This window comes from Saccharopolyspora sp. NPDC049426 (assembly GCF_040676935.1).
In the GTDB taxonomy this organism is placed as follows: domain Bacteria; phylum Actinomycetota; class Actinomycetes; order Mycobacteriales; family Pseudonocardiaceae; genus Saccharopolyspora.
The window spans coordinates 449,233-476,173 of record NZ_JBFAPZ010000004.1 but is presented as its reverse complement, the minus strand read 5'-3'; the positions used below and the strand labels follow the sequence as shown (position 1 = coordinate 476,173).

Annotated in this window: 23 protein-coding genes and 1 tRNA gene; 8 read left to right on the top strand and 16 right to left on the bottom strand. The window is 70.6% G+C overall.

Annotation, left to right across the window (positions count from 1 at the left end; all coding sequences use genetic code 11):
- Window positions 1-43: 43 nt before the first annotated feature.
- From AB0J78_RS11215 to AB0J78_RS11185, 7 genes are all read right to left on the bottom strand, one after another.
- Entirely contained in the window at window positions 44-1,168 is a 1,125-nt protein-coding gene (locus AB0J78_RS11215; RefSeq protein WP_363788705.1) for an MsnO8 family LLM class oxidoreductase, read from the bottom strand.
- Between the two features lie 18 nt (window positions 1,169-1,186).
- Window positions 1,187-2,530 carry an NtaA/DmoA family FMN-dependent monooxygenase gene (locus tag AB0J78_RS11210; protein ID WP_363788703.1) on the bottom strand — a complete coding sequence of 448 codons (1,344 nt, stop codon included), beginning with the start codon at window positions 2,528-2,530 and terminating at the stop codon, window positions 1,187-1,189.
- On the bottom strand, window positions 2,527-3,672 hold the full coding sequence (locus tag AB0J78_RS11205; RefSeq protein WP_363788701.1) for an LLM class flavin-dependent oxidoreductase: 1,146 nt from the start codon (window positions 3,670-3,672) through the stop codon (window positions 2,527-2,529). Before AB0J78_RS11205 ends, AB0J78_RS11210 begins: the two co-directional genes overlap by 4 nt.
- Window positions 3,673-4,045: 373 nt before the next feature.
- The gene (gene selD, locus AB0J78_RS11200) at window positions 4,046-5,044 is read right to left on the bottom strand and encodes a selenide, water dikinase SelD (protein ID WP_363788699.1); all 999 of its coding nucleotides are present in this window, start codon (window positions 5,042-5,044) and stop codon (window positions 4,046-4,048) included.
- 28 nt (window positions 5,045-5,072) lie between these two features.
- Window positions 5,073-5,167 (bottom strand) — tRNA-Sec (locus AB0J78_RS11195).
- 37 nt (window positions 5,168-5,204) lie between these two features.
- Window positions 5,205-6,188 (bottom strand): sigma-70 family RNA polymerase sigma factor, encoded by a 984-nt coding sequence (locus tag AB0J78_RS11190; RefSeq protein WP_363788698.1) that lies wholly within the window; start codon window positions 6,186-6,188, stop codon window positions 5,205-5,207.
- A 71-nt stretch (window positions 6,189-6,259) separates the two neighbouring features.
- Window positions 6,260-7,189 (bottom strand): siderophore-interacting protein, encoded by a 930-nt coding sequence (locus AB0J78_RS11185; RefSeq protein WP_363788696.1) that lies wholly within the window; start codon window positions 7,187-7,189, stop codon window positions 6,260-6,262.
- Window positions 7,190-7,249: 60 nt separating this feature from the next.
- Here AB0J78_RS11185 and AB0J78_RS11180 point away from each other — a divergent pair, with 60 nt between their 5' ends.
- Entirely contained in the window at window positions 7,250-8,257 is a 1,008-nt protein-coding gene (locus tag AB0J78_RS11180; protein ID WP_363788694.1) for an ABC transporter substrate-binding protein, read from the top strand.
- Window positions 8,258-8,404: 147 nt separating this feature from the next.
- Here the strand turns inward: AB0J78_RS11180 and AB0J78_RS11175 are convergent, their stop codons facing one another.
- The 3 genes from AB0J78_RS11175 to AB0J78_RS11165 all read right to left on the bottom strand — a co-directional run bounded on the left by AB0J78_RS11175 (window position 8,405) and on the right by AB0J78_RS11165 (window position 12,940).
- Entirely contained in the window at window positions 8,405-9,391 is a 987-nt protein-coding gene (locus tag AB0J78_RS11175; protein WP_363788692.1) for an LLM class flavin-dependent oxidoreductase, read from the bottom strand.
- 144 nt (window positions 9,392-9,535) lie between these two features.
- The gene (locus AB0J78_RS11170; protein ID WP_363788690.1) at window positions 9,536-10,558 is read right to left on the bottom strand and encodes a LacI family DNA-binding transcriptional regulator; all 1,023 of its coding nucleotides are present in this window, start codon (window positions 10,556-10,558) and stop codon (window positions 9,536-9,538) included.
- 69 nt (window positions 10,559-10,627) lie between these two features.
- Window positions 10,628-12,940 carry a glycoside hydrolase family 3 N-terminal domain-containing protein gene (locus AB0J78_RS11165; RefSeq protein WP_363788688.1) on the bottom strand — a complete coding sequence of 771 codons (2,313 nt, stop codon included), beginning with the start codon at window positions 12,938-12,940 and terminating at the stop codon, window positions 10,628-10,630.
- Window positions 12,941-13,240: 300 nt separating this feature from the next.
- On the opposite strand from AB0J78_RS11165, the gene AB0J78_RS11160 reads away from it, so the two are divergent.
- Genes AB0J78_RS11160 through AB0J78_RS11150 form a run of 3 tightly spaced genes read left to right on the top strand, consistent with a single transcriptional unit; the run spans window position 13,241 to window position 16,286 of the window.
- Window positions 13,241-14,539 (top strand): extracellular solute-binding protein, encoded by a 1,299-nt coding sequence (locus AB0J78_RS11160; protein ID WP_363788686.1) that lies wholly within the window; start codon window positions 13,241-13,243, stop codon window positions 14,537-14,539.
- Window positions 14,536-15,468, top strand: a complete 933-nt coding sequence (locus AB0J78_RS11155) for a sugar ABC transporter permease (RefSeq protein ID WP_363788684.1) — start codon at window positions 14,536-14,538, stop codon at window positions 15,466-15,468. Before AB0J78_RS11160 ends, AB0J78_RS11155 begins: the two co-directional genes overlap by 4 nt.
- Entirely contained in the window at window positions 15,468-16,286 is an 819-nt protein-coding gene (locus AB0J78_RS11150) for a carbohydrate ABC transporter permease (protein WP_363788682.1), read from the top strand. The genes AB0J78_RS11155 and AB0J78_RS11150 overlap by 1 nt, the downstream gene beginning before the upstream one ends.
- A gap of 229 nt (window positions 16,287-16,515) precedes the next feature.
- On the opposite strand, the gene AB0J78_RS11145 is transcribed toward AB0J78_RS11150, so the two are convergent.
- The 5 genes from AB0J78_RS11145 to AB0J78_RS11125 form a co-directional block, all read right to left on the bottom strand.
- Complete coding sequence (locus AB0J78_RS11145; RefSeq protein WP_363788681.1) at window positions 16,516-18,423, bottom strand: cellulase family glycosylhydrolase; 1,908 nt, start codon at window positions 18,421-18,423, stop codon at window positions 16,516-16,518.
- Window positions 18,424-18,660: 237 nt separating this feature from the next.
- Window positions 18,661-19,500, bottom strand: a complete 840-nt coding sequence (locus tag AB0J78_RS11140) for a carbohydrate ABC transporter permease (RefSeq protein WP_363788680.1) — start codon at window positions 19,498-19,500, stop codon at window positions 18,661-18,663.
- Window positions 19,493-20,464 (bottom strand): sugar ABC transporter permease, encoded by a 972-nt coding sequence (locus tag AB0J78_RS11135; protein WP_363788678.1) that lies wholly within the window; start codon window positions 20,462-20,464, stop codon window positions 19,493-19,495. The genes AB0J78_RS11140 and AB0J78_RS11135 overlap by 8 nt, the downstream gene beginning before the upstream one ends.
- Entirely contained in the window at window positions 20,461-21,768 is a 1,308-nt protein-coding gene (locus AB0J78_RS11130) for a sugar ABC transporter substrate-binding protein (RefSeq protein ID WP_363788677.1), read from the bottom strand. Before AB0J78_RS11130 ends, AB0J78_RS11135 begins: the two co-directional genes overlap by 4 nt.
- A gap of 134 nt (window positions 21,769-21,902) precedes the next feature.
- Window positions 21,903-22,925 carry a LacI family DNA-binding transcriptional regulator gene (locus tag AB0J78_RS11125; RefSeq protein ID WP_363788675.1) on the bottom strand — a complete coding sequence of 341 codons (1,023 nt, stop codon included), beginning with the start codon at window positions 22,923-22,925 and terminating at the stop codon, window positions 21,903-21,905.
- A gap of 141 nt (window positions 22,926-23,066) precedes the next feature.
- On the opposite strand from AB0J78_RS11125, the gene AB0J78_RS11120 reads away from it, so the two are divergent.
- Genes AB0J78_RS11120 through AB0J78_RS11110 form a run of 3 tightly spaced genes read left to right on the top strand, consistent with a single transcriptional unit; the run spans window position 23,067 to window position 24,966 of the window.
- Entirely contained in the window at window positions 23,067-23,222 is a 156-nt protein-coding gene (locus tag AB0J78_RS11120) for a hypothetical protein (RefSeq protein ID WP_363788674.1), read from the top strand.
- A 38-nt stretch (window positions 23,223-23,260) separates the two neighbouring features.
- Window positions 23,261-24,013 (top strand): SDR family oxidoreductase, encoded by a 753-nt coding sequence (locus AB0J78_RS11115; RefSeq protein WP_363788673.1) that lies wholly within the window; start codon window positions 23,261-23,263, stop codon window positions 24,011-24,013.
- Entirely contained in the window at window positions 24,010-24,966 is a 957-nt protein-coding gene (locus AB0J78_RS11110) for an aldo/keto reductase (RefSeq protein WP_363788671.1), read from the top strand. The genes AB0J78_RS11115 and AB0J78_RS11110 overlap by 4 nt, the downstream gene beginning before the upstream one ends.
- A gap of 21 nt (window positions 24,967-24,987) precedes the next feature.
- Here the strand turns inward: AB0J78_RS11110 and AB0J78_RS11105 are convergent, their stop codons facing one another.
- Complete coding sequence (locus AB0J78_RS11105; protein ID WP_363788669.1) at window positions 24,988-25,926, bottom strand: NADP-dependent oxidoreductase; 939 nt, start codon at window positions 25,924-25,926, stop codon at window positions 24,988-24,990.
- 85 nt (window positions 25,927-26,011) lie between these two features.
- Between AB0J78_RS11105 and AB0J78_RS11100 the strand changes: the two genes are divergently transcribed.
- Window positions 26,012-26,833, top strand: a complete 822-nt coding sequence (locus tag AB0J78_RS11100) for a PhzF family phenazine biosynthesis protein (RefSeq protein WP_363788668.1) — start codon at window positions 26,012-26,014, stop codon at window positions 26,831-26,833.
- Window positions 26,834-26,941: the final 108 nt, after the last annotated feature.

Here is a 26,941-nt window from a genome sequence, read left to right as displayed (position 1 = left end):
AGCTGAGTCCCACACCTGAAACGGCGGCTGTGGCCGCCTGCCCCTAGGCCCCGATCCAGGTCTTGGCGAGCAGTTCGTAGGAGCGGACACGGTCGGCGTGCTGGTGGGTGATGGTCGTGATGACCAGTTCGTCGGCCTCGGTCACCCGCTGCAGGGTCGTGAGCCTGTCGGCCACCTCGTCCGGGGTGCCGACGAACTGGGTGGCGAGCCGGTCGGCGACGACGTCCCGCGCTTCGGCGTCCCACTCGAACTCTGCGGCTTCGGCAGGGGAGGGGAACGGGAGGGCGCCTGCACCCGCGCGGATGCTGTGCACCCACGCGCCGTAGGGCGAGGCGAGTTCGCGCGCTCGCTCGCCGGTGTCGGCGACCACCACGTCCGCCGACACCACCACGTAGGGCCGGGCCAGGCGTTCCGACGGCCTGAAGTGCTCCCGGTACGACCGCACGGTTTCCAGCACCGTCGACGGCGTGATGTGGTAGCTCGCCGCGAACGGGATGCCCAGTTCCGCTGCGGTGACGGCGCTTTCACCACCGCTGGAACCCAGGATCCACAGATCCAGGTCGGCGCCCTCGGCCGGGTTCGCGCGCACCGGCTCACCGTCCGGTCCGGGGAAGCCGCCGTCGACGAACCGCCGCACCCGCTCCACCTGCTCCCGGTAGTCCAGTTCCTCGGCGGGGGCGCCGACGAGCTCGGCCTGCTGGCGCAGCCGCGCCGCGTACTTCTCCGATCGGGCCACCGCACGGGGTTTCGGCGGCACCACCAGGCCGTCGACGGTGGAGCCTTCGCTCTCGGCCGGCACGGTCAGCCGTTCGGCGAGCTCCTGCGTGCGCTTCTTCCCCGACCGGCCCACGCCCAGGTCCACCCGCCCGGGGTGCAGCTGGGCGAGGGTGCCGAACTGCTCGGCCACGGTCAGCGGCGAGTGCTGGCCCAGCAGCACCGCCGCCGAGCCGACGCGGATCGTGCTGGTCGCCGCGGCGATCGCGGTCAGCAGCACGGCCGGAGCCGCCGAGGCAACGCCGGGCGTGAGGTGGTGCTCGGCGACCCAGTAGCGGCGGTAGCCGAACTCCTCGGTGCGGCGCGCCAGGTCGAGCGTGTTGCGCAGCGCGTCCTCGGCGGTCTGCCCGGAGACGATGGGCGAGAGGTCCAGGACCGACAGCGGGACTGGCATCGAAAGCCTCCGGAAACCCTAGGAAACGGGCGCGGGCGTCAGGCCGAGGTTCTCGCGCAGCGTGGACCCCGGATATTCGGTCCGGTAGACGCCGCGCTCCTGCAGCAGCGGAACGACCTGCGCGGCGAAGTCGTCCAGCCCGCCGGGAGTCAGGTGCGGCACCAGGATGAACCCGTCGGAGGCGTCCTCCTGCACGAAGCGGTTCATCTCCTCGGCGACCGTGGAAGGACTGCCGATGAACGACTGCCGGGCGGTGACCTCGATGATCAGCTCGCGGATGGAGAGGTTCTTGGCTTCCGCGAGGTCCCGCCAGCTGCGGGCGGTGGCCACCCGGTCGCCGAACATGCGGGTGCTGGCCCTGCCCTGGGTGATGGAGTCGGCGTCGACCACCGGGTCGAACTCCGGCAGCGGGCCGTCCGGATCGAGCTCGCTGAGGTCGGTGTTCCACAGCTGCTCCAGGAACGAGATCGCCGTCGGTCCGCTGACCTGCTGCTTGCGGATGACGGCGGCCTGCTCCTGCGCGTCGGCGTCGGTGTCGCCGAGGACCACCGTGGTCGCCGGGAATACCAGCAGGTCCTCGCGGGAACGACCGTGCGCGGCCAGCCGGGACTTGACGTCGGCGTAGAAGTCCTTGCCCGCCTGCAACGTCCCGTGCCGGGTGAAGATCGCATCGGCGGCCGAAGCCGCGAACTCCCGACCCGCTTCCGAATCGCCCGCCTGGAAGATCACCGGTCGGCCTTGCGGGCTGCACGGCACGTTGAACCGGCCCCGGATGTCGAAGTGCGCGTCGGCGTGCTCGAACTCGCCCGCGCGCGGATCGGCCAGGAACACGCCCGACTCCGCGTCGGCGACGATCTCGTCACCGCGCCAGGAGTCGAACAGCTCGGTGGCGGTGCGCAGGAACTGCCGCGCGCGCTCGTAGCGCTGGTCCTCGGGCAGGAACCCGCCGCGCCGGAAGTTCTCACCGGTGAAGGCGTCCCAGGAGGTCACCACGTTCCAGGCGGCACGCCCGGCCGAGAGGTGGTCGAGGCTGGCGAACTGGCGCGCCACCTCGTAGGGCTCGTTGAACGTGGAGTTGATGGTGCCCGCCAGCCCGAGCCTCTCGGTCACCCCGGCCAGCGCCGCGAGCACCGTGAACGTGTCGGGTCGGCCCACCACGTCCAGGTCGTAGATCCGGCCGGCGTGCTCGCGCAGCCGCAAGCCCTCGGCGAGGAACAGGAAGTCGAACTTCGCCCGTTCGGCGGTCTCGGCCAGGTGCGCGAACGAGGAGAACTCGATCTGGCTCAGCGACCGCGGATCGGTCCACACGGTGGTGTTGTTGACCCCGGGGAAGTGCGCGGCCAGGTGGATCTGCTTGGTCACGACGTGCCTCCAGCGTTCGCGTATCGGTTGACCGGACGGGCCAGCCCGAGCCGTTCGCGCAGCGAGCCCGTCGCGTGCTCGGTGCGGAAGGCCTCGCGCCGCTGCAGCTCCGGCACGAGCTCATCGGTGATCGCGGTCAGGTCGCGGGGCAGTTCGCCTGGGTGCAGGCGGAACCCGGTCACGCCGCGCTCGGCCAGCGGCAGCAGCAGGTCCGCCAACTGCTCGGCCGTGCCGGTGAACACCGGTGCGTCCGAAGTGGATGGTCGGTCGAGTTCGTCCAGCCGTGCCCTGCGGTCCGCGGCGTCGGCGCCGAGGAACACCACCAGGTCGCCGAAGACGTGCGGCGGATCGCCCGAAACGCGTTGCGAGCGAACCGCGTCGACGGCTTCCCCGGCGGCCCGCGGGTCCGGCACGGGGATGAGCACGACGTCGGCGGAGCGGGCGGCGAACCGGTATCCGGCCGGGTCGTCGGCGGTGGCGATCACCAGCGGCTGGCCCTGCGGTGGGCGCGGGGTGATCGACGGTCCCTTGACGTCGAACCACTGGCCGCGGAAGTCGATGTAGTGCAGCTTGTCTCGGTCGATGAACCGGCCGGTGGCCACGTCGCGGATCTCCGCGTCGTCCTCCCACGAATCCCACAACCGGCGCACGACCTCGACGTGATCGGCGGCCTCGTCCAGCAGTTCGTCCGGGACGATCTCGCGGCGACCGAAGTGCGCGTTCTCGCCGGGGCTCGTGCTGACCTGCGGCAGCCACCCCGCGCGGCCGCCGGAGACGTAGTCGAGCGTGGCGACGGCCTTGGAGACGTGGAACGGCTCGGTGTGGGTGACCACGACGTGCGGCACCAGCCCGATGTGGTGCGTGCGCGGTGCCACGCGCGCGGCGATCAGCCCCGCGTCCAACCTGCCGCGCACCCGATCGACGCGTTCGTCGGGTCCGTCCGGGAGGCTGGACTGCGGGCCCAGCGAATCGGCGAAGGTGACGAAGTCCAGCAACCCGGACTCGGCGCGACGCACCAGGTCCAGCCAGTATCCGGCGGTGAACAGCTCGCCGGGTCTGGCGTGCGCGGAGCGCCACGAGGCCGGGTGCCAGCCGGTCCCGTCGAGCGCCACTGCCAGGTGCAACTGCGTTGGTCGAACCATCCTCGTGACCTCCCTGCGTCAACGGCGCGGGTCGAGGGGAACACCGCTGCGACGCGGTGCTGGGGGAGCGCGACGCACCACCGGCGTCGAGCCGGGGACGTGCGGGGAACGGGTGAGAAGCGGCGGGCTCTCGGCCTCTACCGCGGACAGGCGGCGGCGATGACCCGGAGCAGGTCGATGTGGTCCCGCGTGACCAATCGCAGCCGGTGACCCATGAACCCCAAGCTAGAACCACGCCCGAACACCGTCAACGCAGCCCAAGATGTGGGCATCAACGGAACACGCCCCAACCCCTCACCCGGATTACCCCGGTATTCGGGTGCCCGATTACTGCCGTAATCCGGTGCCTGAATACTGCGGTGTTCGGGGTGGTTCAGCGCAGGGTGATTCGGATGTCGTCCGGTCGGCCGGGGAGGACGTGGCCGATCACCGGGGAGCCGGGGACTTCGCCCACCACCAGGAGGCCGCCTGAGGTCTGGGCGTCGGCGAGCAGGAGGAGGTCTTCGGCGCTGGTGCCGCCCGGGTCCAGGTGGGGCCTCACCCAGTCGAGGTTGCGGCGGGTGCCTCCGCTGACGTACCCGTCGCGCACTGCCTCCCGGGCACCCTCCAGGTAGGGCACGGCCGAGACGTCGAGCTCGGCGGTCGTTCCGGAGGCGCGCATGGTCTTGAACAGGTGCCCGAGGAGCCCGAAACCGGTGACGTCCGTGGCGCAGACCGCTCCGGAGCGCAGCGCCGCCTTCGAGGCGCTCCCGTTGAGCTCGGTCATCGCCGCCACGGCGTGGGCGAACCGCTCGCCGGTCTGCTTGTGCCGGGTGTTGAGGACTCCGATGCCCAGCGGTTTGGTCAGCGTCAGCGGCAGACCCGGCCGGGCCGCGTCGTTGCGCAGCATCCGGTCGGGATCCACCAGGCCGGTCACCGCCAGCCCGTACTTGGGTTCCGGGTCGTCGACGCTGTGCCCGCCGCCCAGGTGGCATCCGGCCGCGGCCGCGACCTCCGAGCCGCCGCGCAGCACCTCACCGGCCAGCTCGAACGGCAGCACGTCCCGGGGCCAGCCGAGCAGGTTCACCCCGAGCAGCGGTGTCGCGCCCATCGCGTACACGTCGGACAGCGCGTTGGCCGCCGCGATGCGCCCCCAGTCGAACGCGTCGTCGACCACGGGCGTGAAGAAGTCCGTGGTCACCACGATCCCCGCGCCCTCGTCGGTGCACACCACCGCGGCGTCGTCGCCGGTGTCCAACCCGACCAGCAGCTTCGCGTTCGGTTCGGCGACCTCCGGCATGAGCCCGCCGACGACCTGCTCCAGCTCGCCCGGCGGGATCTTGCATGCGCATCCACCGCCGTGCGCGTACTGCGTGAGCCGATACCCGCCCATCGACGTCCCTCGCGGTCGGGGAACAAGTTGGCGGAGACGGACGGGAATCGAACCCGCCGCGCCGAGGTGCTCGGCGCCATCGGCTTTGAAGGCCGTGGGGGCCACCAGACCCCGAACGTCTCCGGCGCCCACTCTAGGAGCTAATGCCGATCAGCACAGATCAGTCGGTCACCGAGTCCGGGAGGCCGAACTTGGCGAAGTCCACGCCGAAGAAGCACACCACGTGCTCCACCCGCGTCTCGCCCAGTTCGAGCACGTGCAGTTGAAAGGGCCGGAACACGTCGTCGTCGCCTCGGATGTAGACGCCGAAGGCCAGCTGCCCGTTGGCGCGGGTGTGGCGCAGCCGCAGCCCGTCCGGCCCGGCCGGGCACTGCCTGGCGTTGAGCTGAGCGATGCGCTCGCCGCCGCGCACCCACAGCCGGAAGGGAGGCATCTCCCAGACGGCCTCTGCGGTGAACAGGTCGACGATCATCGACACGTCCTTGGCCTCGAAGGCGGCCACGTAGCGCTCCAGCAGCCGCTCCTGCTCGGCGGTCAGCGGTTGCGGCCGGTCGTCCTCGGACGGGGAGACGTCGGCGATCTGGGCGCGGGCGCGCTGCAGCACGCTGTTGACCGCAGCGGTGGAGATCTCCAGGGCGCCGGCGACCTCCGCGGCCCGCCACTTGAGGACGTCGCGCAGGATCAGCACCGCGCGCTGCCGGGCGGGCAGGTGCTGCAGGGCGGCGATGAACGCCAGCCGCGTGCTCTCCCGGAGCCCCACGATCGAGGCCGGGTCGGTGGCGGTGTCGGCGATCATCCCGTCCGGGATCGGCTGCAACCACGGCACCTCACCGGACTCGACCACCTTCTCGTGCGGCACGTCGTCGGCCGGAGCGCCCAGACCGCTGGGCAGCGGACGCCGCTTGCGGCTCTCCAGTGCCGTCAGGCAGGTCGTCGTGGCGATCTTGTACAGCCAGGTGCGCACCGAACTGCGGCCCTCGAAGCGGTCGTAGGACCGCCACGCCTTGAGGTAGGTCTCCTGCACGAGGTCCTCCGCGTCCTGCAAGGACCCCAGCATCCGGTAGCAGTGCGCGATCAGTTCCCGGCGGTAGGAGTCCGCCTGCGCGACGAAGTCGTCGGTTGGCGCGGTCGAGGTGACTGGCATGGCGCTGTCCTTCGGTGTGAGGTGGCCCAACCCATTGCCGAAGACGCTAGCGCGCGAGACCGACAAATGGGTCAGCAACGACCTTCGCGCCAATAGCCCATGAACGCCACCGCCTGCTTGGGGACGCCGTGCTCGTCGATCAGCAATCGGCGCAACCGCTTGATCACGGCCGCCTCACCCGCCAGGAATCCGTAGATCGAACCGGTCGCTCCTTCCGGCACCTCCCAGAGCACCCCCGTGTCGACGTCGACGTCGTCGAGCTCGGTCGCACGCGGGGAGGTGTCGCGGACCGGGCGCAGTTCGCGCAGTGCTCCGGCCACGCCCTCGGTGAGGAGCTTGCCGTGCGGTGCTCCGCCGCGCGGGTACCAGCGGACGTCCACCCCGGCGGGGCGTGCCCACTCCTGCGCGTCGCCGCTGTCGGGGACCTCGACGCAGACCACGCCGCGCGAGTCGGAGGGCAGCGATTCCACGATGGCCGCGAGCGCGGGCACGGCCGTCTCGTCTCCGGCCAGCACCAGGCGGTCGGCGGAGGCCGGGGGAGCCCACTCGCAGCCCCACATCCGGCCCGAGCCGGGCCGGTCCGGCGCGAGCAGGCCGATGACCTGGCCGGGTCGCGCGGCGGCGGCGAAGGTGGAGGCGGGACCGGCGTGGCCGTCGTCGAGCCCGTGCAGCACGAAGTCGACGTCGACCTCCCGGTCGTGGGACCGGAAGTCGCGCACGGTGTAGGTCCGCAGGTCGGGCCGGACCTCGTCGGGCAGGTCCAGCCAGCGCGGGTACCAGTCGTGGCCCTCGGGGAAGTCGTCGAGCGCGCGGCCCGGTTTGGGCAGCACGATCTTGATGCGCTGGTCGTGACCGCCGAACCCGAACTCGGACAGGCAGGCGCCGCCGAAGGTGATCCGCACGAAGCTGGGACCGAGCCGTTGCGCCCGGGTCACCTCGACCGGGAACAGGCGGTATTCCGGCTTCTCGACTGCGGTTCGTCCGGTTCGTGCGACTGTCATCCGTAACCTCCCGATGGTGATGCTAGGTTAGCCTAGCCTTAGAACCATGGGAGGTCGACCTTGCGTCACACGATCCGGGCCGCCGCGCTGACCGCGGTCTCGCTCGCCGCCATCGGCACGCTGTCCGCGTGCGGATCATCGCAGCCCGAACAGACCGGCAACGGCTGGTCCTACACCGATGACCGCGGCATCACGGTGACCCGCCCCGAGCGTCCCCAGCAGATCGTCGCCCAGGTCTCGGCCGGTGCCGCGCTGCAGGACTTCGGCGTGAAGATCGCCGGCACCTTCGGTCCGCTGGTGCGCGACGACGGCTCGGTCGAACCCGAGGCCGGCAGCCTCGACCCCGGGAAGGTCACCGACGTCACCGGCGCCGGGTACGGCGAGGTCAACCTGGAACGGCTCGCCTCGCTGCATCCGGACCTGCTGGTCAGCGGCAAGTACGCCGAGTACCCGGGCCTGTGGCACCTGGTCGAGGACCAGGAGCAGAAGGTCAAGCAGATCGTGCCGACCGCGGGCGTGCAGCAGTCCGGCATCGCGCTGCCCGCGGCGATCGGCAAGTACAAGGAGCTCGCCCGCGCGCTGGGCGCGGACGTGGAGTCGCCGAAGGTCAAGGCCGACGAGCAGGCGTTCAACGCCGCCGCGTCCCGGCTGCGCGACATCGGCGCGCGGATGAAGACCGAGGGCAAGTCGATCCTGGCGATCGGTGGCACGAAGGAGGAGTTCTTCGTCGTCGTGCCCGCCCGCAACCCCGACCTGGACTACTACGTCAAGGAACTCGGCCTGCCGATCACCACGCCGGCCAACCCCGACCAGGCCGGCGGCGGCTACTTCGAGCGGTTGTCCTGGGAGAAGGCCAACGCCTACCCCGGCGACATCATGCTCTGGGACGCGCGGTCGGCGTCGATGACGCCCGAGCAGATGAAGCAGAACCCCGTCTTCGCCGCCACGCCCGCGGCGAGCGCGGACCGGTTCGTCGAGTGGGACGCGGTCGCCCCGATGAGCCACGCCAGCTACGCCAAGATCATGAATGACCTCGCCGACCAGCTCGAATCCCGGCTGGCGGCCTGATCTCGCCTTCGGGTGCTCCGTGACCGGGGGTGAGCACCCGGAAGTTTTGGTCCGAACCGTCCATGATCGATGTCTGGTACATCGGGGACGGTTCGGACCAAAACCGCCTCGCTCCAGGGGCTTCGAGGTCGGGAGCGGGGGATGGTGTCAGTCGCCGAGTCCGCGGACGTCGGCGAGGAGTTCCAGGGAGCGCAGCCAGGCGGCGCGGTCGACGGCCGAGGAGACGACCATGAGCTCGTCGGCCTGGGCCTGCTTGGCGAACTTGTCGAGGTAGTCGTCCACCTCGGCCGGAGTGCCGACCGCGCTGTAGCGGGTCATCCCCTCGATCTGGCGGCCGGCGGGGGAGGCGAGCAGGGCGTCGATCTCCTCGGTGCTGAGGTCGCGGCCCTGAGCCAGCATCCGGCCCGCCCGGTAGCGCTTGGCCTCCAGGAGCTGCTGCTGGGCGTACTCGGTGCTGTCCGCGGCGATCACGTTGACCCCGGCGATGACGTAGGGCTCCGACAGCTGCGCCGAGGGCTGGAACTCCTTGCGGTAGTGCGAGGTCGCCGCCTCCAGCGCGTCCGGGGCGAAGTGCGAGGCGAAGGCGTAGGGCAGACCCAGCAGGGCGGCCAGCTGCGCGCCGAACATCGACGAACCCAGCACGTACAGCGGCACCTTCGTGCCGTAGCCGGGCGTGGCGTTGACCCCGGCGATGCGCGTCTCGCCGGCCAGGTAGCCCTGCAGCTCCAGCACGTCCTGCGGGAACGCGTCGGCCGAGGTGGGATCGCGGCGCAGCGCCCGCATGGTGCGCTGGTCGCTGCCCGGCGCACGACCCAGACCGAGGTCGATCCGGCCCGGGAAGAGGGTTTCGAGCGTGCCGAACTGCTCGGCGATGGTCAGCGGCGAGTGGTTGGGCAGCATGATGCCGCCCGCGCCCAGCCGGATCGTGCTGGTCCGGGAAGCGATGTGGCCGATCAGCACGCTGGTCGCCGAGGAAGCGATGGTCGGCATGTTGTGGTGCTCGGCGTACCAGATGCGGTGGTAGCCCCACCGCTCGGCGCGTTGGGCCATGTCGACGCTGGCGGTGAAGCTGTCCGCGGCGGTCTCCCCCTCGCCGATGTGCGCCAGATCGAGAACGGAGAGAGCCACAGTCACGACAGGATCAGCCTTTCCACACGCGCCACGATCCGGGACCCGTCGTCCCGGCCACCCTGGGCAACGCATCGCCGAGTCACGATATTTCCGGCCGCGGTGTGATCTGGTCCCCGATGCGCGGTGTGGCCGGGTGTGCGCCGTGCGTCAGGCGCGGGGACCGGGCCCGGTGCTGGCGCGCAGGACGAGGTCGGTGGCCAGTTCGACGCGGTTGGTCTCGAAGCGGCCGGTTTCGGCGTGCCGCAGCACCATCCGCGCGGCCTCGGCCGCCATCGTCGCGACCGGCTGGTTGACCGTGGTCAGGGCGGGCGAGATCCACTGCGCCATCGGCAGGTTGTCGAAGCCGATGACGCTGATGTCGTCGGGGATGCGCAGCCCGCGCTGCTCGACGGCTCGGTAGGCGCCCAGCGCCTGCTGGTCGTTGGCCGCGAAGATCGCCGTCGGCGGCTCCGGCAGGGCCAGCAGCTCGCCCGCGGCGTCCTGGCCCCGGTCGTGGGTGAAGTCGCCGTCCACGATCAGCTCGTCGGCGACCGGGAGGCCGGCCGCCATGAGCGCGGAGCGGTAGCCGTCGAGGCGCGCGACCGAGCACTGCAACTGCGGTGGGCCGCCGATGAAACCGATGTGCTCGTGCCCGCGCTCGATGAGGTGCTCGACGGCGGCGCGGGCCCCGCTCCAGTTCGTCGCGCCCACCGACGCGACCCGTGGATCGGGCTGGCCGAGGGAGTCGATGATGATGACCGGGACGCCGAGGCCGTGCAGCTGCTCGGCGTGGCGCGGGCCGAGCTCGGTGACGGCCAGGATGATGCCGTCGGAGCGCCGCGAGGTGAGGTTGTCCAGCCACGCGCGCTCGGTCTTGCGGCCGTCGTGCACCGCCGAGACCACCATGCCCACCCCGGCGTCGTGGGTGACGCTCTCGACGCCCCGCACTATCTCCAGCGCCCACTCGTTGTCGAGGGTGTGGAAGACGAGGTCGATCAGGCCCGCGCGCCCGCTGCCGTGGTTGGCCCGGCGCGAGTAGTTGTGGCGGGTGATGAGCTTCTCGACCCGCTCGCGGGTGTGGGCGGCGACCTCCGGACGTCCGTTGAGGACCTTCGAGACCGTCGGGACCGAGACGCCCGCCTCCCGCGCGATGTCGCTGATCGTCACGCGGCTCTTCTTCGCCTCAGCCACCCTGCCTCCTCGCTCGACCGACGTCACCGTACCTGAAAGTTTCGGAGCAACCGCCCGCACCCGATCACCTCACGGCGTCACCGTCACCGGCGTGTCCAGGACGCGGTCGGCTCCGACCTCCCGCACCTCGCCGACCAGCCGGAACTCGCCGGACAGCCGAGCGCGCGCGCTGTCGCCGCCCACGTGGACCTCGATCAGCCCCGGGTCGACGATGCGCTCGCCGCGCGCGCCGGTGTAGGCGGTCCGGTCGGCGTGCAGGCGGAACGACACCGTTCGAGACTCGCCCGCCGGCACCGAAACCCGCTTGAAACCGGTCAGCTGGCGGACCGGGCGGGTCACCTGCGCGACGGGGTCGCGCAGGTAGAGCTGCACGACCTCGTCGCCGTCGCGGTCGCCGGTGTTGGTGACCGAGCAGGAGATGTCCACCGAGCCGTCGGTGGCGATCTCCGCGGCGCTGATCGTCAGGTCCGAGTAGGCGAACGTCGTGTAGGAGAGGCCGTGGCCGAACGGGAACAGCGCCGTCGGGTCCAGCGAGCTGACCTCGCTGGCGGCACCCAGGGGAGCGGTCAGGTAGGTGCCCGGGTTGCCGCCCGGGGTGGCCGGGATCGACACCGGCAGCCGGCCCGACGGGTTGACCTCACCGGTCAGCACGTCGGCGAGCGCCGCGGCACCGGCCTCGCCCGGGAAGAACACCTGCACCACCGCCGCGACCCGGTCGGCGAACCTGCCCAGCGCGTACGGGCGACCGCTGGAAACCACCAGCACCACGGGTGTTCCGGTTTCCAGCAGCTGCTCCACCAGCGCTTCCTGGTCCCCGGGCAGGCGCAGGTCGGCGGCGTCGCAGCCCTCGCCGGAGGTGCCGCGCCCGAACAGGCCCGCCCGGTCGCCCACCACCGCCACGCACAGGTCCGCCTCGGCCGCGGCCGCCCGCGCCGTGTCGAAATCGGCGCCGCCCTCGGGGAGATCGCAGCCCTTGACGTGGTCGACCTGCGTGGCGATCCGGGCGATCTCGTCGCGGAAGGTCGGCAGGTCGATGCCGTGGGGCCAGTCCGGGTAGGACACGCCGATGTGCGCCGGGAACGAGTAGCAGCCCAGCAGCGCGAACGGGTCGTCGGCCAGCGGGCCCACCAGCGCCACCCTGCCGGGGTCGCGCACCGGCAACGTGCCGTCGTTGGCCACCAGCACCACCGACTCCTCGGCCAGCCGCCGGGACAGGTCCCGGTTGCGCGCGGAGTCGAACTCGCGCGGCTGCGCGACCTCCGGCGACCAGTCCGGGTCCAGCAGGCCCAGCTGGACCTTCTGGTTCAGCACCCGGGTCAGCGCGCGGTCCACCAGCGCCTCGTCGACCTCACCGGAGCGCACCAGGATCGCCAGCGGCTCGACGAAGCAGCGGGCGTTGGGCAGCTCCACGTCCACCCCGGCGCGCAGCGCGGCCGCGCCCGCCGTCCCGGGACCGTCGGCGACGCCGTGCAGCTTGTGCAGGAACGACACGCCGAAGTAGTCGGCGACGACGGTTCCGGTGAAACCGAGCTCGTCGCGCAGCAGTTCGGTCAGCAGCGCCTCGTCGGCGGCCGAGGGCATGCCGTCGACGTCGGTGTAGGAGTGCATGACCGAGCGGGCGCCACCCAGTCGCAGCGCCATCTCGAAGGGCGGCAGGACGACGTCGGCGAACTCGCGCGGACCCATGCTCACCGGAGCCAGGTTGCGGCCGGCGCGGGAGGCGGAGTAACCCGCGAAGTGCTTGAGGGTGGCCACGATTCCGCTGGACTCCAGTCCGGCGACGTAGGCGGAGCCGACCGCGCCGATCAGGTGCGGGTCCTCGCCGATGGTCTCCTCGACCCGTCCCCACCGCAGGTCCCGCACCACGTCGAGGACCGGGGCCAGTCCTTGGTGCACGCCCACCGAGCGCATGTCGGCGCCGATGCTCGCGGCCATCTCGCCGACCAGGTCGGGGTCGAAGGAGGCGCCCCAGGACAGCGGAACCGGGTAGGCGGTGGCGCCCCAGGCGGTGAAACCAGCCAGGCACTCCTCGTGCGCCACGGCGGGGATGCCGAACCGGCTGGACGCGGTGATCTCGCGCTGCAGCCGGGTCAGGGCGGCGGCGCCCTGGGCCGGTTCGATGGGTGCGCTGCCGAACACGCGGGTGAGCTGGCCCAGCCCGTTCTTGATCATCTCGTCCCAGGGCGGGGTGTCGTCGGCGAAGTCCTCCTGGTGCGGAGCGACGCGCTCCTCGGCTCCGGAGACGTAGATCCACATCCCGACGAGCTGGTTGAGCTTCTCCTCCAGCGTCATGCGGGACACCAGGTCGGCGACCCGCTCCTCGACCGGTAGTGCGGGATCGCGGTAGGGCTGGCGGTCCTCGGTCGGGCGCGACTGCGGCATGTGCGGCGACTCCCGTCTTGGTGGTGCGGTCGTCCGGACGACGCTTTCGAAACAGTTTCGGTCGGCGTCTCCGGAAACCAGGGGTCCAACGTTCGACAGATTGCCACATGGTTCACCGAAAGTCCTGTGTTGAGCCCGACAAATCACGGATGGAGCACGGCAAGAAAGTTTTGGAAACCCACTCTTGTAGATCGCTTCGGCGCTGCGGTACGGTCTCGCCGACCGGAAGCCGGGTGTGACCGCGTGCACACCGGCCGCCGGGACTCCGGAAGGTCCGCAACGGTGCGACGGGAGTTGACGATGCGTGGACTGCGACGTCTGTGCGCGATGGGTGCGGCGCTGGCGTTCGCGCTGACCTCCACCGGCTGCGCCGTGCTGCTGCCGCCGAGCGAAGGCAGCGCCGACGTGGTCACCACCTGGGCGATCAGCGGTGGTGGTGAGGAAGAGCTGATGCCCGCCGAGGGCGAGAAGTTCCAGCAGCGAACCGGTCGCCCCATGCAGACCCAGTTCTTCCAGAACGATCCCTACAAGAACAAGCTCTGGGTCTCGATGGGCTCCGGCACGCCGCCGGACACCTTCTTCGGCTGGGGCGGGGGAGCGCTGCAGGCGTTCATCGACGCGGGCAAGGTCGCAGACCTCGGCCCGGCGATGCGCGAGCACCCCGAGTGGCGGCAGAACTTCCTGCCCAGCGTGATGAGTCCCGTCGACATCAACGGCGGCACCTACGGCATCCCCGTCGGCGGCATCCAGCCCGTTCTGTTGTACTTCAACAAGGACGTCTTCGCCCGGGTCGGCCTGCAGCCACCGCGCACCTGGGACGAGCTGCTCGACCAGATCCCCAAGTTCCAGCAGGCGGGTGTCCTCCCGATCGCGCTGGGCGGCGCGGACTCCTGGACCTACCTGATGTGGGAGGAGGCCATCGTCGACCGGGTCGCGGGACCGGAGGCCTTCCGGGACGTGGTCGAGGGCAAACCCGGGGCGTGGCTCAACCCCGACATCATCAAGGCCAACGCCATGCTGCAGGACCTCGTGCGCAGGGGAGCGTTCGGCAACGCCTTCGCCTCCATCAGCGCCGAGCTCGGCCAGCAGCGCACGCTGCTCGCGAGCGAACGCGCGGCGATGATGGTCCACCTCGGTTCCGGTTACTCCGACCTGCTCGGCGACGACGAGAAGTGGGTGCGCGAAGGACATCTCGGCTGGGCGCCGTTCCCCGCCGTCGAAGGCGGCAAGGGCGATCCGGCCAACCTCGTCGGCAATCCCACCACCTTCATGTCCGCGACCGCGGGCCCGGACCAGCGCGAAGCGGTGGAGTTCCTGCGCCAGGAGCTGTCCAGCGACGCCTTCACCGAAGGGCGCCTGAAGCGCGGCGACGTCCCGCCGGTGACCGGTATCGAGGACCAGCTGCGCGCCTCCGAGGACGCCGGCTTCATGACCTTCGTCTACGACCTGGCCAAGAACGCACCGCACTTCCAGCAGTCCTGGGACCAGGCGCTGCCGCCCGGTCCCGCCCAGAACGTGCTGATCAACCTGCAGAAGCTGTTCCTCGACCAGATCAGCCCGGAAGAGTTCTCCCAGCTGATGGAGGAGTCCTCGCGATGACCGCCACCGAGGCGCTGCGCCCGACGGCGCCGGCCACCACCGAACGACGGAGTCGCTCCGCGCGGCACTGGACCGAGCCCTCCACCTGGTTCGCCGCACCCGCGCTGGTGTTCTTCGCGGCGTTCGTCGTCGCGCCCATCGTCGTGGTGATCGTGCTGTCCATGATGGACTGGAACGGCATCTCCGCCCCCGAGCTCAACGCCGCGGAGAACTGGGGCAAGCTGGCCTCCGACTCCGGCATGTGGCACTCGGTGTGGGTGTCGCTGCAGGTGATGATCCTGTGCTGGGTCGTGCAGACCCCCATCAGCATCCTGCTCGGCGTCTACGTCGCTGGGCAGCAGCGGCACCGGGCGGTGCTCGCCGCGCTGTTCTTCCTGCCGCTGGTGCTGTCGTCCACCGGCATCGGCATCCTGTGGCGCAACCTCGTCGACCCGGAGTTCGGGGTGCTGCCCGCGCTCGGGCTGCCCGGCCTGAACCTGCTGGGCGATGCGAGGCTGGCGCTGTTCACGCTCATCTTCGTGGTGTCCTGGCAGTTCATCCCGTTCCACACGCTGATCTACCAGGCGGGCGTGCGGCAGATCCCCGCGCAGCTCTACGAAGCCGCCGAACTCGACGGCGCAGGGCCGGTGCAGCGGTTCTTCCTGATCACGCTGCCGCAGCTGCGCAACACCATCGTCACCTCCAGCACCCTGATGCTGGTGGGCTCGCTGACCTACTTCGACCTGTTCTACGTGCTCAGCGAAGGCGGGCCCGGCGACGCCACCCGGATCCTGCCGGTGAACATGTACGTCACCGGTTTCCAGCAGTACCAGCTCGGATACGCCAGCGCGATCGCGCTGCTGCTGGTGGCGCTCGGCACCGCGCTGTCGCTGGGACTGACCAAGTACTCCGGCTTCGCCCGGATGCGCAGCGACCAGGAGGGCGCGTGATGCTGCGAATCAGAGGTCTGCTGCCCAACGCCGCGGCCCTGCTGTGGGCGCTGGTGGTGGCCGTGCCGCTGTACTACGTGGTGGTCACCAGCCTGCGGGCCCAGGAGGACACCACCGGCGCCAACCCGTTGTCGCTGCCCGGTTCTCCGACGCTGGAGAACTACGGCCTGGTGTTCTCCGACGGGTTCTTCAAGTTCCTGTTCAACAGCCTGCTCACCACCGGGCTGACCGTCGTGGTGGTGCTGCTCGTCGCGCTGCCCGCCGCCTACGTGGTGGTGCGCGGCAAGCGACGTCGGCACCAGTGGCTGTTCCGGATGTTCCTGGCAGGACTGGCGATCCCGCTGCAGGCCACGATCATCCCGGTGTACGTGATGATCGTGGAGGCCGGGCTCTACGACAGCCTGCTGGCGATCATCCTGCCCGCCATCGCCTTCGCGATGCCGCTGTCGGTGCTGATCCTCAGCAACTTCCTGCGCGACATCCCCGAGGAGCTCTACGAGTCGATGTGCCTGGACGGCGCGGGGCAGCTGCGGGTGCTGATGAACCTGGTCCTGCCGCTGTCGCGTCCGGCGCTGCTGGCGGTGGGCATCTACCAGGCGCTGCAGGTGTGGAACGGGCTGCTGTTCCCTCTGATCCTCACCCAGCGCGAGGAGACCGCGATGCTGCCCGTGATGCTGTGGCAGTTCCAGGGCCAGTACACCGTCAACGTTCCCGCCATCATGGCCGGTGTGGTGCTCTCGGCGATCCCGGTGCTGGTGCTCTACATCCTCGGCCGACGCTTCATGATCGCCGGACTCACCGCGGGCGCGGGCAAGTGAGAACCGTGCCGGTCGGCGGCCAGGGGCAGGCCGCCGACCGGCGCCGTCGGGCTTCGCTGAAGGTGGCGGCGTAGCCGCATGCACCAGGAGTGGCGCCCGGACCCAGTCCTCACGGCAGGCCCGCGCGGGGCACGTCGACGTGGACCGCTCGCAGCAGGTGGGGTTGTCAGGCCGGGGAAGAGCGGGCGGGCCTCGACCCCCCGAGAGACCGAGGCCCGCCCGCGGCGTGTCAGGACTTCAGCTCGACCACCTCGACGCCGAACGGCGGCAGCGTCACCTCCGACAGCGGCTCACCGGACAGGCTCCGCAGCGAACCGGTCGTGCGCGGGGACACCGTCGCGTGCTCCGCGTGCTGGCTGACCAGCCACGCGAACCGGCGTCTGTCCTCGTGCACCACGACGTCGGCGAACACCTTCGGGTCGTCCACCACGACCTCGCGGGACACCCCGGCGACCTCGGCCAGCGCGGCGTAGAGCCGGTGGCTGTCATCCGGGTTCACGCGCGTGCTGCGGGCCGCGAACAGCTCCACCGGGTACGTGCACAGCACCGCCTGGCCCTGGCCGGTCGCGCAGCGCAGCAGCGCCGGGTTGCCGTGCGCGTCGGTGGCCACCACCTCGGCCCCGTCCGGGACCACGGGCAGGAACGAGCGGCTGTGCTCGTTGCCCGACACCCGGAACCGCAGCGCCGCACCCCGTTCGATGCCGCCGAAGTCCTCGGCGAAGGTGAACACCACCTCCTCGTCGGTGACCTCGTCGACCACGCCGTAGGTGATCCCCTTGCGCACGCCGAAGGTCTCGTCGAAGTAGGGGATCCACGGCTGCCGGTGATGTCCCACCTCACCGGCGGTGTAGGACAGGTACAGCACCGCGCCCTCGGCGACCCGCTCGCGCAGCCGCTGCCACGTCGGGCCCTGGATCTGCTTCACGCACGGCAGCAGGTAGAGGTCGCAGTCGGCGTCGACGCCGTCGCGCTCCCTCGTGAATCCCACCGGCAGGTCCGCTTCCCGGGCCGCCGCGTACGCCTGGTGCAGCGTGTCGAAGATCAGCGGCCGGTCGTCGTCCTGGGTGAACGGGTACCCGCGTTCCAGGTACTCGGTCACCACCAGGCCCGCGCGCGCGTCGCTGCGGTGACAGCGGGCGAAGTCCACCTGTTCCAGAACCTCGGCGAAGGCGGCCAACTCGTGCAGCGGGGGTTTCGGCGCGCCCGTGTGATCGGTGATGCCGAAGTGCATCTCGAACGGGTGGTGCGAGTACGGGCCCTGACCGATCAGGTCGTCGTAGTCGGTGTTGTTCCACGCCACCCAGCCCGTCGAGCCGCCCAGCAGCGAGTTGTGCAGCGTCTGCCGGTAGTAGTGGCCGGCGTTCTCCGGCGACACCTGGTCGCTGGACAGGCCGAACTCCTCCAGCACCACCGGCTTGTCGGCCACCGCCGACAGCTCGCAGAGGAACGCCGCGATGAGGTGCTGGCGGACCGGGTCGCTGTCGATCCGGTACACGTGCGGACCCACGAAGTCCACCATCGCGCCCGTCTCGCGCACCGAGAACCCGTTGTCCACGCCGGTGACCTCGATGCCCCACGCGCCGTCGCCCAGCGACACCGGTTGGGTGCCGCCACCGGCGCGCACCGCCTGCACCATCAGCTGCGCCCACGCGCTGACCTGCTCGGTGGGCGCCTTCGGTTCGTGGCGCAACCGGCCGTAGATGGGCATCTCGTTGCTGAGCAGCCAGCCCGCCACCGCCGGATGCCCGGCGAAGCGCTCGGTCATCCGCTGGACGAACCACGCCTGCCGGGACACGAGCCACACGTCGGCGTAGAGGTCCCGGCCGCCGCGCCACTCCGGATCCCAGTTGTCGCCGGACATGTGCCCGACCAGGAACGTGGGGATCGAGGTCATGCCGATCTCGGCGTGGGCGTCCAGGAAGTCCTGGTAGTGCGCCACCTTCTGCTCGTCCACGGTGTCCGGGGTGGGCATGAAGTCCGGCCAGTAGAAGAACGACCTGGTCTGCCGCAGGCCGTGGTCGTGGAGCACCCGGAGCTCGTCGCGCACGACCTCCGGCGAGTAGTTCCGCCACATCAGAGGACCACCGGTGCGCGACCAGAAGTTGGCGCCCAGCCACACCTGGGGCTGTCCGGCCACCGTCACCTTCGCACTATTACGTCGCATGAAAACCTCTCCGCGGTTTGCCTGTTCTGTGGTCTTTTTGCTTGGCGGTGCGGGTGGCGGAACCTGAGCGGCTTCGTGGACTCCGTGCGCCACTCCTGATGTATGTCCAATACACGGCGTCGCGGCGTACTCGCCACGAAGCCGCTCAGAACCCGCGGCGGTGCAGGGTGAGTCCCACACTTGAAACTGCGGCTGTTCGGCGGATTCGGGTCATTTGACGGCGCCGGCGGTCAGGCCTTGTGCGAGGTAGCGCTGCAGGGCTAGGAAGCCGATGACGACCGGGATGCTGACGACCAGGGAGGCGGCCATCACCTCGTTCCAGTACACGGAGGTCTCCGTGGAGTACTCGCGCAGTCCGACCGCCAGCGTCCGCGAATCCGAGTCCGTCATGATCGAGGCGAACAGCGTCTCGCCCCACGCCGTCATGAACGCGTAGATGCCCACCGCGGCGATGCCCGGCCGCGCGGCGGGCAGCACCACCCGCCACAGCGCGCCGATCGGGCTGGCGCCGTCGATCAGCGCGGCCTCGTCGAGATCGCGCGGGATCGTGTCGAAGTAGCCGACCATCATCCAGATCGCGAACGGCAGCGAGAACGTCAGGTAGGTGACGATCAGCCCGAGCTGACTGCCGTAGAGCTCGATGCCGGTGTAGCGGCCGATCGTCGCGTAGATCAGGTACAGCGGTAGCAGGAACAGGATGCCCGGGAACATCTGCGTCGACAGCACCACGATCCGGAAACCGTTGCGCCCGCGGAACCTGTAGCGGCTGACGGCGTAGGCCGCCAGGATCGCCAGCGTCAGCGACACCAGGGCCGCACCCAGCGCCACGATGGCGCTGTTGATGAAGTAGTCCGCGAGATCGATCGTCGACCACATGTCGATGAACGGCTCGAAGGTGAGGTGGTCCGGGATCCACTGGAAGCGGTCCCGCACATCACCCAGCGGCTTCAACGCCGAGGTCACCATCACGTACAGCGGCACCAGCGCGAACAGCGTCAGCAGCGTCAGGCCCACGACCCGCAGGACGCGGAACCACCTCGGCTCAGGCATCCTTCATCCTCCGCGATGTGAAGGCCAGGTACCCGGCCGTGACGACCAGCAGGAACAGCAGCAGCAACGTCGACATCGCCGACCCGAGGCCGAAGTTCCAGGTGATGAACGAGTTGTTGTAGATGTGGATCGACAGCAGGTTCGCCGCGTTGGGCACCGACTTGTCGAACAGGATGTAGGGCACGTTGAAGTCGTTGAACGTCCACAGGAACAGCACCAGCACCAGGACCTGGTTCACCGGACGCAGCATCGGCAGCGTGATCGAGCGGAACTGCTGCCACAGCCCGGCACCGTCCACAGTGGCTGATTCGTAGACGTCGTTCGGGATGGACTGCATCCCCGCCATCAGCACCAGGAACGCGAACGGCCACAACCTCCACGTCGCCGTGGCCACCGTCGCCAGGAACGCGTTGTCGCCCAGCAGCCAGAACGTCTGGCCTCCGGTGAGGCCCAGGCCGCCCAGGGTCGCGTTGACCATGCCGTCGTCCTGGTCCAGCAGGAACTTCCAGATCATCGCCGCGGTGTAGACCGGCAGCGCGTAGGGGACCAGGAACAGGGTGCGCAGCACCGCACGTCCCCGGAACGAGCGTTGCAGCAGCGTCGCCGCGAACACCCCCAGCAGCCAGGACAGTCCCACGGTGAGGATCGAGAACCCGGCGGTCACCGCGAACGAGCGCAGCAGGGTGATGCCGACGGCGCTGTTGAAGTCCAGCGCGAAGCTGAAGTTCGACAGGCCGGCGAACGGCGCGTTGAGCCAGTCCCGCAGGTAGAACTGGGTCAGCTCCAGCACGCTCATGTACAGCCCGCCGAGCATCGGCAGCAGGTGCACCAGCAGCTCGAAGCACAACGCGGGGGCCACCAACAGGTACGGCAGCAGCCGACGGCTCGGCGACCACGTGCGTCTCGGTGGGGGTTCCGGCGTCGTCGCCGGCCGGGCGGGGGAGGGTGCGGCGGTGCTGGTCAACTTCCGGTACCTCGCATCTTCTGCTCGGCGTCGGCCAGCGCGGCCCGCACGTCCTCGGTGGTGACCTGGCGGCCCGTGGCGATCTCGGCGAACAGGTCCCGCATCGCCGAGCCCACGGTCGTCTCGAAGTGCGCCTCGGTCGGGATCATCGGTGCCGGTTCCGAGTAGTTGGCCAGCACGTCCGAGAAGACCTCGTCCTCCTCGGTGTGGAAGGCGGGATCGTCGTAGGCGTCGGTGACCACCGGCAGCGTCCCGTACTTCTTGTTCAGCGACGCCTGGATGTCCTTGCTGGTCAGGAACTCCACCAGCTTCAGCGCCTGCTCGCGCTTCGGGCTGTCGGCGAACACGGCGACGTTCGACCCGGCCACGTGGCTCAGCGCGGGCGTCCCGGCCCGCGGCAGCGGATCGGGCGCGGGCAACCGGACCACGCCGTAGGCGTCCTCCGACATCCCGTTGTCCTCCAGCGTCGGGATGACGCTGTTCTGGGCGATGAGCATCGCCGCGTTGCCGTCGGTGAAGTCCTCGGCGGCGCTGGAGGTGTTGCCCTCCTCGGCGTCGCCGGGGCTGACGACCTTCTGGGTCGACATGAGGTCCAGGTAGCGCTGGACGGCCGACACCGCACCCGGGGAGTCGAACTCGGGACCGTTGGCGGTGATGAGGTCGACGCCCTCCCAACGGGCGAACATGAAGGCGAAGTGGGCGTTCTCGGTGTAGCTGGCGCCCGCGATGGTCAGTCCCCAGCGGTTGCGGGCGGGATCGGTCAGCCGTTGGGAGGCGGCGAGGAACTCGTCCCAGTTGCGTGGGGGAGCCAGCCCGGCCTCGGCGAAGAGCTTCTTGTTGTAGAACACGCCGTAGCTCAACCCGTACAGCGGGAGCGAGGTCGGGACCTGGCCCGCCATGCCGGTCGAGCTCATGCTGCTGTCCAGGAACCGCTCCCGGCCGCCGAAGCGCTGCATCAGCTCGTCGTCGAACGGCACGAACGCGCCGGTGGCCTGCAGCGACGCGGCCCAGGTGTTGCCGAGGTTGACCACGTCGGGCCCGACCCCGGAGGTGGCCGCGCCCAAGATCCGGTTGAGCAGATCGGACCAGCCGATGACCTCGACGTTCACCTCGATGCCTGTCTGGGCGGTGAACTGGGCGATCTCGTCGTGCAGGATTTCCATGTCCTGCTCGGCGCTCTCGCCCTGATTGCTGGCCCAGTAGGTGATCGTGTTGGGGTCCTCGGCCGAGCCCGCGCATCCCGTCAGAGTCCCGGCGAGCAGGGCCGCGATGAGCGACACCGCCGCGAGTGAGCGTTTGATCACGAAACGACTCCTCGGCCTCGTCGGACCCGTCGTTGGGCCCGCCGCTCAAAGTAGGGACTTAACCGGTTAACAAGAAGACCCGGTCCGATCTGCGTGACCGATTCGTTACTTTTGGTGTTCGGGTGCTGCTCCGGTCAGCCGAACACCGGTGCCGCAGCGGTGCTCTCGCGCGCGATGAGCTCGCGGGGCTGCAAGCGGGAGTCGTCGGCGACACCCGTTTCGATCAGCTCCAGCAGCATCAACGCCGCTCGAGCCGCGGCAGCGCCCACGTCGTGCGAGAAGGCCGTGATCGCCGGGTGCACCACCCGGCACAGCATCGAGTCGTCCCACGCCAGCACCGAGACGTCCCCGGGGACGCGCACTCCGAGTTCGGCTGCCCGCGCCACCGACGCCACCGCCATCACGTCGTTGTCGTAGATGATCGCCGTCGGCGGTCGCGCCGAAGCCAGCAGCCGCGCCGTGGCCGCCACCCCGCCTCCCTCGGTGTAGTCGCCGGAATCGCGCACCAGCACCACACCGGGCCGTTCCTCCGCCGCCCGCCCGAGTTCCCGCTCGCGGCGAGCGGTGTGGCGCAGCTGCCCCGGTCCCTGGACGTGGCCGATCCTGCGGTGGCCCAGGTCGGCGAGGTGCCCGATGGCGCTGTCGGCGATGTCGTGCTCGTCGACCCACAGCACGGGAATCCCGGCCATGGGCTGTTCGGTTCCGAAGAACACCGCCGGTATCCGCAGCTCCCGCAACAACGCCGGGCGCGGATCGTCGACCCGCAGATCGGTCAGCAGCACCCCGTCGACCCGGCGCTCCGCCCACCACCGGCGGTAGGTCTCCAGCTCGGTGTCCGTATCGGACGCCAGCGTCAGCTGGAGGGAGAACCCGTGCGCCGAGAGCGTCTGCTCCAAACCGGCGACCACCTGCATGAAGAAGGGTTCGGTCCGCAGCACCTCCGGAGACCGGGCGAGCACGACGCCGACGGTGGCGGCCCGGTCGCTCGACAGAGCTCGCGCAGCACTGCTGGCGCGCCACCCCATGTCCGCGGCCACGTCGAGGATCCGCTCCCGCGTCTCCTGGGACACGCCACCGCGGCCGTTGAGCGCGTAGGACACCGCGGCCTTGGACACGCCCACCGCGCGGGCGATGTCGATGATCGTCGGTCGCTTCACCACGCGGCTCCCGGCCGGCAGGCCCCTCGAATCCTCCGGAACACCCGGGAAGTATGCCGGAGGGATGCGGCGCGGGGCTCCGGTCGGGCGGCTCGGTAGGATCCGATCCGCCCGCTCGCAGCTGCTCCCACGGGATGGCTCATGTCCGAAGCACCGCCTCCGACGCGTGATGCCGCTGACTTCGCGTGGTTCGAGCGCGACCGGGTGGTCGTCGTGGAAGGCGAGGTGCTGGCCTCCACCTCGGAACCGTCGGACCCGGGTGCCCGCGCCTTGTTGCCGCCGCGTTCGAGCTGCTAGTTCTCCTGGGAGATCTCGGCGAGCGAAGGGGCTGACCGGTGAGCGCAGGGGAGTTCGAGGGGCTGGCGGCGGTGGTCACCGGCGGCGGGTCGGGCATCGGCCTGGCGGTGGCGCGGAGGCTGACCGATGGCGGGGCGAAGGTCGCGGCGCTGGACCTGGACCCGGGCGCGGTTCCGGCCGGGATCCTCGGTCTCCGGTGCGACGTCACCGACGAGGACTCGGTGCGGAAAGCGGTGCAGGAGGCCGTCGAGCACCACGGTGGCCTGGACGTCGTGGTCAACAACGCGGGCATCGGCGCGCAGGGCACGGTCGAGACCAACTCCTACGACGAGTGGCGCCGCGTCTTCGACGTCAACGTGCTGGGCATCGTGCGCACCAGCCGCGCCGCCCTGCCGCACCTGCGCCGCTCGGCCGCCGCGTCGATCGTCAACACGTGCTCGATCGCGGCGACGGCGGGCCTGCCGGAACGCGCCGCCTACAGCGCCAGCAAGGGCGCCGTGCTCTCGCTGACGCAGGCGATGGCCGCCGATCACCTCGCCGAGGGGGTCCGCGTCAACTGCGTGAACCCGGGCACGGCCGACACGCCGTGGGTGCGTCGGCTGCTGTCGGCGGCGGAGGATCCCGACGCGGAGCTGGCCGCGCTGAACGCTCGGCAGCCCTCGGGCCGCCTGGTCTCCGCCGACGAGGTGGCCGCCGCGGTCGCCTACCTGGCGGGACCCGCTGCCGGGGCGACGACGGGGACGTCGCTGGCGGTGGACGGCGGCATGCAGGGCCTGCGGTTGCGGAAGTGACCGTCCTGGGCCGATCCGGGGTGCGGGTGAGCGGCCTGGGCTTCGGCGGTGCGGTGATCGGCAACCTCTACCGCGAGGTCTCCGAAACGACGGCGGCGGAGACCGTCGCGGCGGCGTGGGACGCCGGGATCCGCTACTTCGACACCGCACCGCACTACGGCCTGGGACTGGCCGAGCGCCGGCTCGGCGCGGCGCTGGCGGGACGGGCTCGGCACGAGTTCTCGGTGTCGACCAAGGTCGGCAGGATCCTCGAACCCGTCCCGAACCCCGGGCGAGCTCGCGACGTGGCGGGCGGGTTCGCGGTCCCCGCCGACTTCGCGCGGCGGTGGGACTTCAGCGCCGACGGCGTTCGCCGCTCCCTGGAATCCAGTGTGGACAGGCTGGGCCTGGATCGCGTCGACCTGGTGCTGCTGCACGACCCGGACGAGCACTGGGCGCAGGCGGTCTCGGAGGCGTACCCGGCCCTGCACGAGCTCCGCTCGCAGGGCGTGGTGGGGGCGATCGGGGTCGGGATGAACCAGTGGCAGATGCTGCGGCGCTTCGTCACCGACACCGACGTCGACGCGGTGATGCTCGCGGGCCGATACACGCTGCTGGACTCCTCCGGCGAGCCGCTGCTGGACGAGTGTGCTCGCCGCGGCGTGTCCGCGCTCGCGGCAGGCGTGTTCAACGGCGGGATGCTGGCCACCGACGATCCCGCCGCCCACGCCGTCTACGACTACCGCCCGGCACCACCGCAGGTGGTGAGCAGGGCGCGACGGATGGTCGAGATCTGCCGCCGCCACGGGGTGGCGCTCCCGCAGGCGGCCATCGCGCACGCCGCGCGGCACCCGGCAGTGGCGTCGGTGGTGCTGGGAGCGCGGTCGCCGGAGGAGGTCCGGCGCAACGCCGAGCTGTTCCACGCGCCCGTGCCCGAGGAGCTGTGGGAGGAACTGGCGGCGGCCGGGCCCTGACCGTCCGGCCGCCGCCAGCGGTCAGAAGCGGATGACCAACCGGCCACGGGTGCCACCGGCTTCGAGCCGCCGGTGCGCTTCGGCGCCCTCCTGGATCGGGTAGGTGTCGGCGACGCGCAGCGTCAGCGCGCCGTCCTCGACCTGCTGCCGCAACCGGTTGAGCTCGGCCTGCTCCAACCAGTAGTCGCGGACGAGCACCGCGTGGTACCGGATGCCGCGTTCGGCTTCGGCGGTGAACCCGCGCACCGTGGCGATGCCGCCGCCGTCGCGGACCGCGGCCTCGACCCGGTCGTTGAGCACCGCCGCGTCCACGACGCCGTCCACACCGCCGGGCGCGATCTCGCGGATGCGGGTGGCGACGTCGTCACCGCGCTCGACGATCTCGTCGGCGCCCAGCGAGGCGACCAGGTCGCGGTCGGAGTCCTTGGCGTCGGCGATCACCCGCAGGCCGTCGGCCTTGGCCAGCTGCACGACGTAGCCGCCGAGGGTTCCGGCGGCACCGGTGACGGCGAGCAGACCGCCGGGCGGCAGCCCGAGCCGGTCGAGGGCGAGGCGCGCGGTGAGCCCGTTCATCGGCAGCGTCGACGCGGCATCGTGACCGGTCCCGGCAGGGGTGCGGGCGACCGACGCGGCCGGCACCACGAGGCTCTCCGAGTAGGCGCCGTGGGCCCCGGACGGGATGACGATGGCCATCACGTCCTCGCCGACGCGCAGGTCGGTCTCGGTGCCCTCGCCGATCTCGTCGACGACGCCGGCGGCGTCCATTCCCGGCACGTAGGGCGGTTCGACATCGCGGTACCGGTCGGGGAACCAGCCGGCGCGACCGGCGGTGTCGGTCGGGTTGACCGCCGCCGCGCGCACCCGGATCCGCACTTCGCCCGGTCCCGGATGCCGCTCCGGCACCTCGTGCACACCCAGGACCTCCGGACCGCCGAACTCGGTGAAACCAACGACACGCATGTCGATCACAACCCGGGACGGGCGGCCGCTATTCCGCGGCGTCGGGCGGATCACGTGACCGAACCGCGCCCGCTAGTGTGCGTTCATGCGGAGGTTCCAGCAGGTGGACGTGTTCACCGACGTGCCGTACTACGGCAACCCGGTCGCGGTCGTGCTCGACGCGGAAGGTCTGTCGGACGCGCAGATGCAGCGCTTCGCGGCGTGGACGAACCTGTCGGAGACGACCTTCGTGCTGCCGCCGACCAGCGATGCGTCCGACTACCGGGTGCGGATCTTCACGGCCTCCGCCGAGCTGCCCTTCGCCGGTCACCCGACGCTGGGCACCTGCCACGCCTGGCAGTCGGTGCACGGCCGGCGCGACGCGGTGATCCAGGAGTGCGGTGCCGGGCTGGTGACGGTGCGCCGGACAGGAGGCGGACTGGCCTTCGAGGCGCCCCCGCTGCTGCGGTCCGGCCCGGTGGACCCGGGACTGCTGGAACGCATCGCCGCCGCGCTGGGCATCGACAGCGGCGAGATCGTGGACGCGCGGTGGGCCGACAACGGTCCAGGATGGGTCGCGCTGCTGCTGTCCGACGCCGATGCGGTGCTGGCGCTGGAGCCCTCCTACCGCGACGACCTCAAGATCGGTGTCGCGGGCCCGCACGCGGCGGGCGGACCCGCCAGGTACGAGGTCCGCGCGTTCTCCCCCGGCGTCGGCGGTTGCATGGAGGACCCGGTCACCGGCAGCCTCAACGCCTCACTCGCCCAGTGGCTGCTGACCTCCGGCCGCACGACGGCCCCCTACACCACCCGCCAGGGAACGGCCCTCGGTCGCGCCGGTCAGGTCCGCGTCGACACCGACGAGCGCGACGCCATCTGGGTCGGCGGAAGCACGATCACCTGCATCGACGGCACGCTCGAGATCTGAGTCCTCGCCCCACCACAGCGCAGGTGACCGAACCGGGCTCGCACGTGGTGCGGGCCCGGTTCGGCCGTTCCGGTCCGTTCCGCGGCTGCGGCTTCCGCGTCGCAGAAG